The organism is Streptomyces sp. NPDC087906, assembly GCF_055584925.1.
This window is the reverse complement of record NZ_JBVJLC010000004.1, coordinates 226,413-238,816: the sequence shown is the minus strand read 5'-3', so window position 1 is coordinate 238,816 and position 12,404 is coordinate 226,413. Positions and strand designations below refer to the sequence as shown.

Below are 12,404 nucleotides of genomic sequence, written 5' to 3'. Positions count from 1 at the left end.
GTGACGGGAGAACCGCCCGCATGCCCATTGATTCGACTTCGCCCGGTACCGCCGGGAACGAGAACAGCGAGAACGACAACAACACCCCGAGCGACACGCTGCCGCCTCGGCGCAGGCGCCGCGCGGCTTCCCGCCCGGCGGGACCGCCGTCCGGGACGGCCTCGGCGCCGGCTTCGGCCGCCGAGTCGACCGGCGCGAGCGTGTCCGAGACCGTACCGCTCGCAGCGGGCGACCAGCTCGCCGACGCTTCCGCTGCCGAGGACGCACCCGCGCCGCGTACCCGCCGCCGGGCCACCCGTAAGGCCGCAGCGCCCGAACCGGTCGCCGAGCCCGCCGCCGAGCAGGCCGTGACCGGCCAGCCCGCAGCGGCGGAGAGCGCCGCCGAGCAGCCCGCCGGTGACAACGCCGACGAGGCACCGGCGCCGCGCGCCCGGCGCCGGGCGACGCGTAAGACAGCGGCCCCGGCTGCGGCCGAGGTTGCCGCTGCCGACACCGGCGCCGTCGCCGAGCAGGCCGAAGAGACGACCGCAGCGCCCGAGCAGGCTGCCGAGGCACCGGCCGAGGCCCCCGCCCCGCGCGCCCGTCGCCGTGCCACCCGTAAGTCCGCGGCGCCCGAGGTGACCGCCGAACCGGCGGAGCCCGCGGTAACGGCGGAGACCGCCGAGCCCGCACCGGCCGCCGAGGAGAGCGTCGAGGAGAGCGCCGACGAGGCGGCTCCCGCGCCGCGCGCCCGGCGCCGCGCCACCCGCAGGGCCACGGCGCCCGCAGGTGCGCCGCAGCCGGAGAGTGCCGCCGCAGGCGAGAGCCCTGCCGCGAGTGAGTCCACGGTGGCGGGCGAGAGCCTGCCCGAGGACGCAGTGGCGCAGATCAGCGCCGACGCGCCGCAGGTCGAGGCGGCCGGCAAGGCCGCCACCCGTGGCCGTACGCGCCGCAGGGCAGCGGCCCCCGAGACCAGCCCCGAGCCCGCCGCCGAGTCCGCCCAGTCCGTGGCGCCCGCAGCGGCGCAGGCCAAGGCAGCGCCCGCGCCCGCCAGGGAGACCGAGGCGGCGCCCGAGCGCTCGCGCCGGCGCTCCGCCCGGCCCGCGGTGGCGGTCTTCCAGGCCCCCGTCTTCACCGAGCCGATGTTCCAGACCCCGGAGACCGCGGCGGCAGCCGCAGCCGCAGGTGGTTCGGACGACGAGTCCGCTGATGAGCCCGACGAGGTAGCGCCGACCCCGGCCGCCGCCACCCCCGAACCCGCCGCCGAGCCCTCGGGCCGCCGCAGCAGGCGCCGCCGCCGCGGTGAAGCCGCCGCCGAGGCTGCGGAGGCCCCGCAGCCCGTCCAGGAGACGCCGCAGGAGCCCGTGGACGAAGCGGTCGACGAGGGCGAGCAGTCCCACGACGCCGACGGCGCTGACGCTGACGACACCGACGAGTACGAGGACCGCCCGTCGCGCCGCCGCCGCAGGGGTGGCCGTCGCCGCCGCCGCGGTGAGGCCGCCGACACGGACGAGCCGCAGGACGAGCAGTCGGACGACCACGCGGACCACTCGGACCGCGCGGACCACGCCGACGACGGCGGACGTTCCGACCGCGCCGAGCAGTCCGACGACGCGGACGACCACGACGAGAACGACGACCACGACGACCACGACACCGAGTCGTCCGGTGGCGGCTCGTCCAGCAGCAGGCGCAGGCGCCGGCGCCGGCGCCGCAGCGGTGACGGCGGTGGCGAGGCCGAGAGCGGCAACGGCGCCGACGACCCCGAGCGCACCGTCGTCAAGGTCCGCGAGCCGCGCAAGAAGGAAGAGCGCGAGCGCGACCGGGAGCACAGCACCAGCTCGGACGAGGTGCAGTCCATCAAGGGCTCGACCCGCCTTGAGGCCAAGAAGCAGCGCCGCCGCGAAGGCCGCGAGCAGGGCCGCCGCCGGGTGCCGATCATCACCGAGGCGGAGTTCCTCGCGCGCCGCGAGGCCGTCGAGCGCGTGATGGTCGTCCGCCAGAACGGCGAGCGCACCCAGATCGGCGTCCTTGAGGACAACGTGCTCGTGGAGCACTACGTCAACAAGGAGCAGGCCACCAGCTACGTCGGCAACGTCTACCTGGGCAAGGTGCAGAACGTACTGCCGTCCATGGAGGCCGCCTTCGTCGACATCGGCAAGGGGCGCAACGCCGTCCTGTACGCCGGTGAGGTCAACTTCGAGGCGCTGGGCATGGCCAACGGCCCGCGCCGTATCGAGACCGCGCTCAAGTCGGGCCAGTCGGTCCTCGTCCAGGTGACGAAGGACCCGATCGGCCACAAGGGCGCGCGTCTGACGAGCCAGGTGTCGCTGCCCGGCCGCTACCTCGTCTACGTGCCCGAGGGCTCGATGACCGGGATCAGCCGCAAGCTGCCCGACACCGAGCGTTCCCGGCTCAAGACCATCCTCAAGAAGATCGTCCCCGAGGACGCGGGCGTCATCGTCCGTACCGCCGCCGAGGGCGCCAGCGAGGACGAGCTGCGCCGCGACGTCGAGCGGCTGCAGGGCCAGTGGGAAGAGATCAAGAAGAAGACGAAGGGCGGCGGCAACGCCCCCACGCTGCTCTACGGCGAGCCGGACATGACGGTCCGGGTCGTCCGCGACATCTTCAACGAGGACTTCACCAAGGTCATCGTCAGCGGCGACGAGGCGTGGGAGACCATCCACGGCTACGTCGAGCATGTCGCCCCCGACCTCACCGACCGGCTGACGCGCTGGACGAGCGAGGTGGACGTCTTCGCGACGTACCGCATCGACGAGCAGCTCATGAAGGCGCTCGACCGCAAGGTCTGGCTGCCGAGCGGTGGTTCGCTGGTGATCGACAAGACCGAGGCGATGGTCGTGGTCGACGTCAACACCGGCAAGTTCACCGGGCAGGGCGGCAACCTCGAAGAGACCGTCACCAGGAACAACCTGGAGGCGGCCGAGGAGATCGTCCGCCAGCTCCGGCTGCGCGACCTCGGCGGCATCGTCGTCATCGACTTCATCGACATGGTGCTGGAGTCCAACAGGGACCTCGTGCTGCGCCGGCTGCTCGAATGCCTGGGCAGGGACCGTACGAAGCACCAGGTCGCCGAGGTGACCTCGCTGGGCCTGGTCCAGATGACCCGCAAGCGGGTCGGCCAGGGGCTGCTGGAGTCGTTCTCCGAGACCTGCGTGCACTGCAACGGCCGGGGTGTCATCGTCCACATGGAGATGCCGACGGCGTCCGGTGGCGGCGGCAACGGCAAGCGCTCCAAGAAGCGCGGCCGCGGCGGTGCCTCGGGTGCGGACCACGACCACGAGCACGAGTACGTGGACGTCCTGACCGAGCCCGAGCTGGAGACGGAGTCCGAGGCCGAGCTGGCCGCCGAGGTGGCGACCCCGGTCCCGTTCGCCGAGCCCGAGTTCGCGCCTGACGAGGAGCTGTTCAACAGCGTGGCCGAGGCGGAGGCCTCGGCGCGCGGCCGTGGCCGCCGCAGGGCGTCCCGCAAGGCGTCGGCCCCGGCCGGTTCGCCGAGGACGGCCGAACCGGTGGAGGCCGAGGTCGTCACCGAGCCCCCGGCCCCGGTGGCCCCCGTGGCGGACGTCGAGCCGGAGGCTCCCGCCGAGGAGCAGGCACCGCGCGGCCGTGGCCGCCGCAGGGCGACCCGCAAGGCGACGGCACCCGCCGGTTCGCCGAAGGCCGCGGACGCCGAGACGGCCGCCGAGGTGGTCGTCCCGGTCGTGGCCGAGGAGCCCGCCCTGGCGGCTCCGGAGCCCGAAGAGGCGCCCGTCGCAGCCCCGCCGAGGGCCCGCCGCCGCGCAACCCGCAAGGCCACCGCCCCCGCCGGCTCGCCTTCGGGCGCCGAGGAAGCGGCAGTCGTCGTGGTCGCGGCGCCGACCGAACCCACCCCGGAAGCCGAGCCCGAGCCCGCAGCCGAGTTCGAGTCCGAGTCCGAGGCCCCGGCCGCGGTCCCGGCCAAGAAGACGGCCCGCAAGGCAGCGGCGAAGAAGGCCCCGGCGAAGAAGGCCGCCGCCAAGAAGACGACGACGGCCAAGAAGGCGGCGACGAAGAAGACGACCGTCAAGAAGACGGCCAAGTCGGCGTCGAAGAAGACCTCGGCGGCCGAGCAGACATCGTCACCGAGCGTGTCAGCCCCCACCAAGGACTGAGCCTTCGGCAGTACCTCCCCGGTGCCCCGCCCTGTCACATACAGGGCGGGGCACTTATCTTTGCGGCGACAGGTCGAACCACTGCCGCTTTTCGGTGTTTCCCGGTCGAACGGTCCGTCAGGCCAGGGAAGGTAATTGATGCAGGTCATGGCTGTGGTGGCCGCTGAAGTGCCGGTCGCCGCCACGGTGTTCACGGCGATCTGCGGTCTGGGATTTCTTGTGGCCGGGATCACCTTTGCCCTGCGGGCCCGACAGGTGGCGGAGTTCGGGCACAAGCTGGCGATGAAGACGGGGCAGGTATCGCCGGAAGTCCGTCCGAAGCGGAGTCAGGTGCGCGTCTTCGGGGTCGTTTTTCTGCTCGTGGGAGTGCTTCTGATATCGCTCGCCCTCTTCCTGATGGCGGCCTAGCCCTGACCAGAGCGGCGGGAGTTGAGGCGGGCTGCCTGGCGGGTCAGGTGGGTGCGTTCCGGCAGGTTGGGGGCCTTCTTCGCGGCCTCCGCGTAGAGCTTTGCCGCCGTGGTCAGGTCGCCGTCCCGTTCGTGGAGGTACGCGGCCACCGCGGTGTGGCGGGGGAGTGTGTCGTCCAGGGCCGCGAGCGCCGTCAGGCCCGCGCGGGGGCCGTCGGCCTCGGCTACCGCGACCGCGCGGTTGAGGCGGACGACCGGGCTGTCGGTCAGGCGGGCGAGTTCGTCGTACCACTCGACGATCTGCACCCAGTCTGTCTCCGCAGCCGTCTGCGCGTCCGCGTGCAGCGCCGCGATGGCGGCCTGGGCCTGGAACTCGCCCAGCCGGTCGCGGGCGAGGGCCGTCTGCAGGATCTCGACGCCCTCGGCGATCGACCTGGTGTCCCAGCGGATACGGTCCTGCTCGGCCAGCGGCACCAGGCTGCCGTCGGCGGCGGTCCGCGCGGCGCGTCTGGCGTGGTGGAGCAGCATCAGGGCGAGCAGCCCCGCCACCTCGGGGTGGTCGATCCCCGCCGCGAGCTGCCGGGTGAGCCGGATGGCCTCGGCGGCGAGGTCGATGTCGCCCGAGTAGCCCTCGTTGAACACCAGGTACAGGACACGCAGCACGGTCGCCACGTCGCCGGGCTGGTCGAACCGTACGCCGGAGATCGTGCGCTTGGCCCGGCTGATGCGCTGCGCCATGGTCGCCTCGGGGACGAGGTACGCCTGGGCGATCTGGCGCGTGGTGAGCCCGCCGACGGCGCGCAGGGTGAGGGCGACGGCGGACGACGGGGTCAGCGACGGGTGGGCGCACAGGAAGTAGAGCTGGAGCGTGTCGTCCACCGTCGGCGCGGGACCCGGCGTCGGCTCCTCGTCCACGACGCTCTCGCGCCGGCGGCGGGCGGTGTCCGCCCGCGTCGCGTCCAGGAACCGGCGCCACGCCACGGTGACCAGCCAGCCCTTCGCGTCGCGCGGCGGATCGGCCGGCCAGACGCGTACCGCCTCGACCAGGGCGTCCTGTACGGCGTCCTCGGCCGCCGCGAAGTCGGCTCCGCGGCGGACGAGGATGCCGAGCACGCTCGGCGTGAGGCTCCTGAGCAGTAGCTCGTTCACTCGCAGGTCACTCCGTGACGATGGGCGGCGCGCCCAGGAACGGACGCAGTTCGAGCCACTCGTGGATCGGCCTCCCGCCCGCGCCGGGCGCGGCGGACAGTTCCCCGGCCAGCTCGACGGCGCGCTCGTAGGTGTCGACGTCGATCACCATCCAGCCGGCGATGAGGTCCTTGGTCTCGGCGAACGGGCCGTCGGTGACGGGCGGCCGCCCCTCGCCGCCGTACTGGACGAACGTCCCCCTGGGGGAGAGCGCCTGGCTGTCGACGAACTCGCCGGTCTTCTCAAGGCGGGCCGCGAAGTCGTTCATGTACTTGACGTGTGCGACGACCTCGTCCGGCGTCCACTTCTCCATGGGGATGTCGTTGACCGGGGCCGGGGCGCCGCGATAGTGCTTGAGCAGCAGATACTTGGCCATGATGGTTCTCCTCGGTGCCGGTGTGCGACCCATTCTGGTCACGTTCACAGCGGGGACGGAGCGGGCCACGGGTTCTCGACATGGTCGCGCGAGAAAGTTTGAGGGTGCGCTCGTGGAACGGATCTTGGTGGTGGGTGTCACGGGTGCGGGCAAGTCCACGCTCGCCCGCGCCGTGGGCAGCCGGCTGGGCGTGACCTACCACGAGATGGACGCGCTGCATTTCACCGGCCCCGGCTGGGCGACGAACGCGTCGCTGGCCGACGACATGTCGCGGCTGACCGCCGAGCCTCGCTGGATCGTCGACTCCCTCGGCTACCCGGAGGTCCGCGACCTGCTGTGGAACCGGGCCGACACGGTGCTCTGGCTGGACTACCCGAAGCGCGTGATCATGCCCCGCGTGCTGCGCCGGTCGCTCCGGCGTACGGTCACGCGCGAGCGGATCTTCGGCGGCAACCGCGAAACGTGGACGGGCTGGCTGAGCCGCGAACACCCGGCGTGGTGGGCCTGGTCCCAACACGCCCCGCGCCGCGCCGAAATCGCCCGCCGCGCCGCCGACCCCCGCTTCGCCCCGCTCGCCGTCCACCGCTTCGGCCACCCGGACGAGACGGCGGCGTGGCTGGCGGCGCTCTGACCGACCACCTCTGGGTCCCTCGTTACGGACCTGCTGGCGGCACCCTCCCAGGTCACTCGAGGGGTTCGGCTGCCACAATGGCCGCCATGGACGCAGCACAAACCGGGAGCAGCCTCGGCCAGGACCGCCAGTTCCACCACGCTTCGACCCGCCCACCCCTGCCTCTCTGGGCGCCGCCGGTGTGCGCGGTCATGTTCGGCGCTGCCGTGGCCCTGCAAGCCCCGAATGACGGCATGCCGGGCCTGACGGCACCCTTCATCGGCCTCGCCCTCGCCCTGGGCGCCTACGCGCTGGTCGCGGGCATCCGCACGCGCCAGGGCACGCGGCGGCGCGTTTCCGCACGGACGCTGGCGGTAACTGTGGCCAGCACGGCCGCCCTCTCGGCGTCCTCCCTCAACAGCACCGACACGTCCGGACTGCGCTGGCTCTATATCGCCGCGGGTGTCGTCGTCGCCGGGATCGTCTGGCACCGGCTGCATAAGCGCTGAGACCGGCTCCTCGCTCCTACTTCGCCCTTAGGCCAGCCCGTAGTTCGTGAAGGCCGCCCAGGCGGTGGGGGAGAGGGCGAGTCGTCCCGCGCTGGTGTCCTTGGTGTCGCGGACGTGGACGGCGTCGGGGGTGGTGGCCACCTCGACGCAGTTGTCGCCTTCGGTGCCGCTGTGACTGCTCTTGTGCCAGTCGAGTTCGGCCGAGCTGCTCATAGCGCTTTCCGGGCGTGATTGGTGAAGGCTGCCCAGGCGGTGGGGGTGAGGGTGAGGCGTCCCGCGCTGGTGTCTTTGGTGTCGCGGACGTGGACGGCGTCGGGGGTGGTGGCGATCTCGACGCAGTTGTCGCCGCCGCTGCCGCTGTAGCTGCTCTTGAACCAGCGCGGTTCAGTGCTGCTCATAGCGCTTCTCGGGCGTGATTGGTGAAGGCTGCCCAGGCGGTGGGGGAGAGGGTGAGGCGTCCCGCGCTGGTGTCCTTGGAGTCGCGGACGCGGACGGCGTCGGGCGCGGTGGTGATCTCGACGCAGTTGTCGCCGCCGCCGCCGCTGTAGCTGCTCTTGAACCAGTCGAGTTCGGTGGTGCTCATAGCGCTCCTCGTATCCGCTCCAGCGGGGACACCGAGTCCTGGCAACGCAGGGCCTGTGAACGCATCTTGCCATAGCGCTGGAGCATGGAACCGGCCATTCCCGGGTCGGCGACGAGAGCGCTGGTGTCGTGGCCTTCGACGTACCCGACCCAACGGTTGTCCGGCGTCTCGGCCAGATACATGGGGCCTTCGAAACCGGAGTGATCCTCTTGCCGCAGGGGCATGATCTGGATCTCGACGTTGCGTCGCCTTCCCTGTTCAAGCAGGTGGTCGAGCAGGACTCCGGACACTGCGGCGCCCCCCAAGTGCCTCTCCAGGAGCGCCTGTTCGAAGATGAAGCTGAACGTCGTGTTGGGCCGCTCAGCCAGGAGCTGCTGTCGGGCCGGACGGGCGGCCATCTGGCGCTCGATTTGTTCCTCGGTGAGCAAGGGGAGCCGACGTTCGAAAACCTCGCGCAGGTACGCCTCCGGTTGCAACAGGCCAGGGACGACGCGGCACTCGTACGCGTACAGCGACACCGCCTCCTCCTCCACCCCCGCCCACTGCCGGAACCACGACGCCAGCCCCGCCTTTCGCGTCAAGCTGCGGGCTGCCGCCTCCAGTACGTGGGCCGCCGTTGGCCCCAGGGCTTCGCCCGCTCTGTCGACCAGGTCCTTCGGCGGGTAGCGCTTGCCCTGCTCGATCTTGGCGACGTATGCGGCCGAGTACTGGACCCGAGGGGCCAACTCCTCCTGGGTCAGGCCCGCTTCCGTTCTCAGGGCCTTCAGTACCGCGCCGAAGGTCTTGAGGCTGTCCGACATCTCGGGTTCACTGCTCATGCCGCCTCCGACGTGTCCCTGTGCAACGCTCGACACACGCAGCATCACGTGGAGTTACCCACCCGGTCCACCGCCCGAACCCATACAGCCGCCGCTGTACTGGTGTCTTACCTGGTGACCCGCCCCGTCGCGCCGGGCGAGGCGGGGGTGGCCGGGGTCAGTCCGGGAAGTCCAGGTCCGTCAGTACGTACGTGATGTCCAGGCCCGTCGTCAGGTAGTGCTCGAACAGGCCGTTGTTGAACGCCCACGGTGAGCGGCGGCGGCGGATCAGGTCGATGGCCTCCTCTGCCTCCAGGCCGTCCAGTTCCATCAGGGTCTGGGCCACGATCAGGCCCGACCTGTTGTAGCCCGAGTAGCAGCGGACGAGGGTGGTCCTGCCGTCGCGCAGCGCGTCCGCCGTCGTCGTGGCCAGGGTCTGCACCGTGCGGATCTGGGGCGGGGTGAGGGAGGCGTCGGGGATCTCGCCGACCAGGTGGTCCACGCCCGGGTCGGGGCCGTGGTCCGGGCGGGTGAAGGCGCTGACGACCAGGTCGAACTCGTCCGTGACCACCACGGGCCGCAGCAGGCCCGTGGTGTCCGTCCAGACATGGCCGCCCATCCAGAGGCCCGGCCTGATCTCGTCCCAGCGGGTTCGGGGGGCGGGGACGTGGTCCTTCTGGCGCGTGTTCACTCATGCTCCTTCGCCGCCCGGCTCATCGACGTAACGACACGATCCGCCGTTCCCGTTCCCGGTCCGGATTCTGAAGAGCGGAGGGACCCGGACCGAGTTCCCGGAGCCGCAGGAGCAGAGAGGCGTCGGGACCGCGATCGCAGACCGGCCGCGCCTGCTGTCGGAGCAGTTCGCAGCCGTGGCCCGATCGCTTGCGCGGGAGGCGGAAGAGCTCAGGCCGGAGCTGGTCTCCGGAAGACTGGGAGTCAAGCCGGTGCCGGACGGCGATCACGGGCGGATCATTCAGTGGCTGACCCGGATCTGCATCCAGGCGCGCCCTGAGCTGTGGGTCCATGACCAGGGGCTGCGCGTCGAGACCTACCGCACGGGACATGCCGAGACCGGGATTCCGGTCTATGCCCTGATCGACAGGGATAGCCGCGAGGTGATCGTGCACAGCGTGCCGGACGGCGTCCGGTACGAGCGGTCCGACCGGGTTCCGTTCGGCAAGGCCGTCGAGCTTCCCGCGCCCGTCGGGATCCGGCTGGACACCGAGCCGCTCATGGGCTGGGTGCGCTGAGAAGAGCGGGAGGCGAGGGCGCCGAGGGCTGGTTTGACCCCCCGTACCGGCGCCCCGTACCCTGAACCTTCGGCGTGTCTACGCACGTCCACTCCTGAGCACCTACCTCCCGGATTTCCGGAGCCCTCGGTTTCCGGACCTTCTGGGGGAGGCCGCTCTCCCTTTCAGGATCGTCTCGGGCCCCGGCCCGTGCGGGCGGCTGGCTTCAGGGGTTCCGTATCGAGCGAGAGTGAGTTTCCGTGTACGCCATCGTGCGCAGCGGTGGTCGCCAGCACAAGGTTGCTGTCGACGAAATCGTTGAGGTTGACAAGATTCCCACCGCCAAGGTTGGCGACACGATCGAGCTCACCGCTCTGCTCGTGGTCGACGGCGACGCCGTCACCAGCGACCCTTGGGTGCTCGACGGCATCAAGGTCACGGCCGAGGTCGTGGACCACCACAAGGGCGTCAAGATCGACATCCTTCGCTACAAGAACAAGACCGGCTACCGCCGTCGCCAGGGTCACCGCCAGCAGTACACGGCGATCAAGGTCACCGGTATCCCCACCGCCGCGAAGAAGTAAGGGACTGACGAGACATGGCACACAAGAAGGGCGCATCGTCCACCCGTAACGGGCGCGACTCGAATGCGCAGCGGCTCGGCGTGAAGCGCTTCGGCGGTCAGGTCGTCAACGCCGGTGAGATCCTCGTCCGCCAGCGCGGCACCCACTTCCACCCGGGCACGGGCGTCGGCCGCGGCGGCGACGACACGCTGTTCGCGCTCAACCCCGGTGCGGTCGAGTTCGGCACCGCGCGTGGTCGCAAAGTTGTGAACATCGTTCCGGTCGCCTAGTCACTCGGCTCACGCCGGGTCCAGGTATCGCTGGAACGTTCTGCGCTTGGGGCGGACCTCACTTCCTGCACAGGAAGTGGGTCCGCCTTTCGCGTGTTGTTCGGTATGAGATTTTCCGTATGTACTGGAGGCAATCCCCATGACCACCTTCGTGGACCGCGTCGAGCTGAATGTCGTCGCGGGTAACGGAGGCCACGGCTGCGCCTCCGTACACCGTGAGAAGTTCAAGCCGCTCGGCGGACCCGACGGCGGCAACGGCGGTCGCGGCGGCGACGTCGTCCTGGTCGTCGACCAGGACGTGACGACGCTGCTCGAATACCACCACTCACCGCACCGCAAGGCCACCAACGGCAGGCCGGGCGAGGGCGCCAACCGCTCCGGCAAGGACGGTCAGGACCTGGTCCTGCCGGTGCCCGACGGGACGGTCGTCCTCGACAAGAAGGGCAACGTCCTCGCCGACCTGGTCGGCCAGGGCACCACGTACGTAGCGGCCGAGGGCGGCCGCGGCGGGCTCGGCAACGCGGCGCTCGCTTCGGCGCGCCGCAAGGCGCCCGGCTTCGCGCTGTTCGGTGTGCCCGGTACGGCCGGTGAGATCGTCCTGGAGCTGAAGACCGTCGCCGACGTGGCCCTCGTCGGCTACCCGAGCGCCGGCAAGTCCTCGCTGATCTCCGTGCTCTCCGCGGCCCGTCCGAAGATCGCCGACTACCCGTTCACCACCCTGGTGCCCAACCTCGGTGTGGTCACGGCGGGTTCGACCGTCTACACCATCGCCGACGTGCCCGGTCTGATCCCCGGCGCGAGCGAGGGCCGCGGGCTCGGCCTGGAGTTCCTGCGCCATGTCGAGCGCTGCTCCGTGCTCGTGCATGTCCTGGACACGGCGACCCTGGAGTCCGACCGCGACCCGGTCACCGACCTCGATGTCATCGAGGAGGAGCTGCGGCAGTACGGCGGGCTCGACGACCGGCCGCGGATGGTCGTCCTCAACAAGATCGACATCCCGGACGGCAAGGAACTGGCCGAGATGATCCGCCCGGAGCTGGAGAGCCGCGGCTACCGCGTCTTCGAGGCGTCGGCGGTCGCGCACACCGGACTGAAGGAACTCTCCTTCGCCATCGCCGAGTTCGTCGCCAAGTCCCGCGCCGAGAAGCCGCACGAGGAGGCGACCCGCATCGTCATCCGGCCCAAGGCCGTGGACGACGCGGGCTTCACCGTCGCCTTCGACGAGGAGGAAGGCGTCTACCGCGTACGGGGCGAGAAGCCCGAACGCTGGGTGCGGCAGACCGACTTCAGCAATGACGAGGCCGTCGGCTACCTCGCCGACCGGCTCAGCAGGCTCGGGGTCGAGGACCAGCTCAGGAAGGCCGGTGCCCGCGCGGGCGACGGCGTGGCGATCGGTGCCGACGACGACGCGGTCGTCTTCGACTGGGAGCCGACGATGATGGCCGGCGCCGAGATGCTCGGCCGCCGCGGTGAGGACCACCGGCTCGAAGCGCCCCGGCCGGCCGCGCAGCGCCGCAGGGACCGCGACGCCGAACGGGACGACCCGCAGAAGGAGTACGACGACTTCCGGCCGTTCCAGTAGGAAGCCCGGGGGCGTTCCGGGGGCGTGCGGGGCGTGTTCGCGGGGCGTCCGCCGGGACGCTCCGCCGCGCGTCGCCCCCGGAGCGGCCGGGCGTCCCGCCGCGCCTCCGCCCCGGAGCTCCCCAGCTCCCGGTGTTC

At 71.2% G+C, this 12,404-nt stretch carries 15 protein-coding genes; 8 read left to right on the top strand and 7 right to left on the bottom strand.

Annotated elements, in window-relative coordinates; all coding sequences use genetic code 11:
* Window positions 1-20: 20 nt before the first annotated feature.
* Window positions 21-4,133, top strand: coding sequence for an Rne/Rng family ribonuclease (locus ACZ63I_RS14745; protein ID WP_469338717.1), 4,113 nt, complete (start codon window positions 21-23; stop codon window positions 4,131-4,133).
* Window positions 4,134-4,271: 138 nt separating this feature from the next.
* Complete coding sequence (locus ACZ63I_RS14740; protein ID WP_469338715.1) at window positions 4,272-4,541, top strand: hypothetical protein; 270 nt, start codon at window positions 4,272-4,274, stop codon at window positions 4,539-4,541.
* Here ACZ63I_RS14740 and ACZ63I_RS14735 read toward each other — a convergent pair.
* Together ACZ63I_RS14735 and ACZ63I_RS14730 are read right to left on the bottom strand one after the other, a co-directional pair.
* On the bottom strand, window positions 4,538-5,689 hold the full coding sequence (locus tag ACZ63I_RS14735; RefSeq protein ID WP_469338713.1) for an RNA polymerase sigma factor: 1,152 nt from the start codon (window positions 5,687-5,689) through the stop codon (window positions 4,538-4,540). The two genes, ACZ63I_RS14740 and ACZ63I_RS14735, sit on opposite strands and share 4 nt — an antisense overlap.
* 7 nt (window positions 5,690-5,696) lie before the next feature.
* The gene (locus ACZ63I_RS14730; RefSeq protein WP_469338711.1) at window positions 5,697-6,104 is read right to left on the bottom strand and encodes a YciI family protein; all 408 of its coding nucleotides are present in this window, start codon (window positions 6,102-6,104) and stop codon (window positions 5,697-5,699) included.
* Between the two features lie 112 nt (window positions 6,105-6,216).
* Between ACZ63I_RS14730 and ACZ63I_RS14725 the strand changes: the two genes are divergently transcribed.
* Entirely contained in the window at window positions 6,217-6,735 is a 519-nt protein-coding gene (locus ACZ63I_RS14725; RefSeq protein WP_469338709.1) for an AAA family ATPase, read from the top strand.
* Window positions 6,736-6,821: 86 nt separating this feature from the next.
* Window positions 6,822-7,223, top strand: a complete 402-nt coding sequence (locus ACZ63I_RS14720; protein WP_469338708.1) for a hypothetical protein — start codon at window positions 6,822-6,824, stop codon at window positions 7,221-7,223.
* Between the two features lie 27 nt (window positions 7,224-7,250).
* On the opposite strand, the gene ACZ63I_RS14715 is transcribed toward ACZ63I_RS14720, so the two are convergent.
* The 5 genes from ACZ63I_RS14715 to ACZ63I_RS14695 all read right to left on the bottom strand — a co-directional run bounded on the left by ACZ63I_RS14715 (window position 7,251) and on the right by ACZ63I_RS14695 (window position 9,294).
* The gene (locus ACZ63I_RS14715) at window positions 7,251-7,436 is read right to left on the bottom strand and encodes a DUF397 domain-containing protein (protein ID WP_469338706.1); all 186 of its coding nucleotides are present in this window, start codon (window positions 7,434-7,436) and stop codon (window positions 7,251-7,253) included.
* On the bottom strand, window positions 7,433-7,621 hold the full coding sequence (locus tag ACZ63I_RS14710) for a DUF397 domain-containing protein (protein ID WP_469338705.1): 189 nt from the start codon (window positions 7,619-7,621) through the stop codon (window positions 7,433-7,435). The genes ACZ63I_RS14715 and ACZ63I_RS14710 overlap by 4 nt, the downstream gene beginning before the upstream one ends.
* Entirely contained in the window at window positions 7,618-7,806 is a 189-nt protein-coding gene (locus tag ACZ63I_RS14705; protein ID WP_469338704.1) for a DUF397 domain-containing protein, read from the bottom strand. The genes ACZ63I_RS14710 and ACZ63I_RS14705 overlap by 4 nt, the downstream gene beginning before the upstream one ends.
* Window positions 7,803-8,624 carry a helix-turn-helix domain-containing protein gene (locus tag ACZ63I_RS14700; RefSeq protein WP_469338702.1) on the bottom strand — a complete coding sequence of 274 codons (822 nt, stop codon included), beginning with the start codon at window positions 8,622-8,624 and terminating at the stop codon, window positions 7,803-7,805. The genes ACZ63I_RS14705 and ACZ63I_RS14700 overlap by 4 nt, the downstream gene beginning before the upstream one ends.
* 157 nt (window positions 8,625-8,781) lie before the next feature.
* A complete protein-coding gene (locus ACZ63I_RS14695) occupies window positions 8,782-9,294 on the bottom strand; it encodes a protein-tyrosine phosphatase family protein (RefSeq protein ID WP_469338700.1) in 513 nt (170 codons plus the stop codon).
* A gap of 178 nt (window positions 9,295-9,472) precedes the next feature.
* Between ACZ63I_RS14695 and ACZ63I_RS14690 the strand changes: the two genes are divergently transcribed.
* The 4 genes from ACZ63I_RS14690 (at window position 9,473) to obgE (ending at window position 12,267) form a co-directional block, all read left to right on the top strand.
* Window positions 9,473-9,853 carry a hypothetical protein gene (locus ACZ63I_RS14690; RefSeq protein ID WP_469338699.1) on the top strand — a complete coding sequence of 127 codons (381 nt, stop codon included), beginning with the start codon at window positions 9,473-9,475 and terminating at the stop codon, window positions 9,851-9,853.
* 239 nt (window positions 9,854-10,092) lie between these two features.
* Complete coding sequence (gene rplU / locus ACZ63I_RS14685; protein WP_469338697.1) at window positions 10,093-10,416, top strand: 50S ribosomal protein L21; 324 nt, start codon at window positions 10,093-10,095, stop codon at window positions 10,414-10,416.
* A 14-nt stretch (window positions 10,417-10,430) separates the two neighbouring features.
* Entirely contained in the window at window positions 10,431-10,685 is a 255-nt protein-coding gene (gene rpmA, locus ACZ63I_RS14680) for a 50S ribosomal protein L27 (RefSeq protein ID WP_469338695.1), read from the top strand.
* 139 nt (window positions 10,686-10,824) lie between these two features.
* Window positions 10,825-12,267: a GTPase ObgE gene (obgE, locus tag ACZ63I_RS14675; RefSeq protein WP_469338693.1), complete on the top strand. Its 1,443-nt coding sequence runs from the start codon at window positions 10,825-10,827 to the stop codon at window positions 12,265-12,267.
* Window positions 12,268-12,404: the final 137 nt, after the last annotated feature.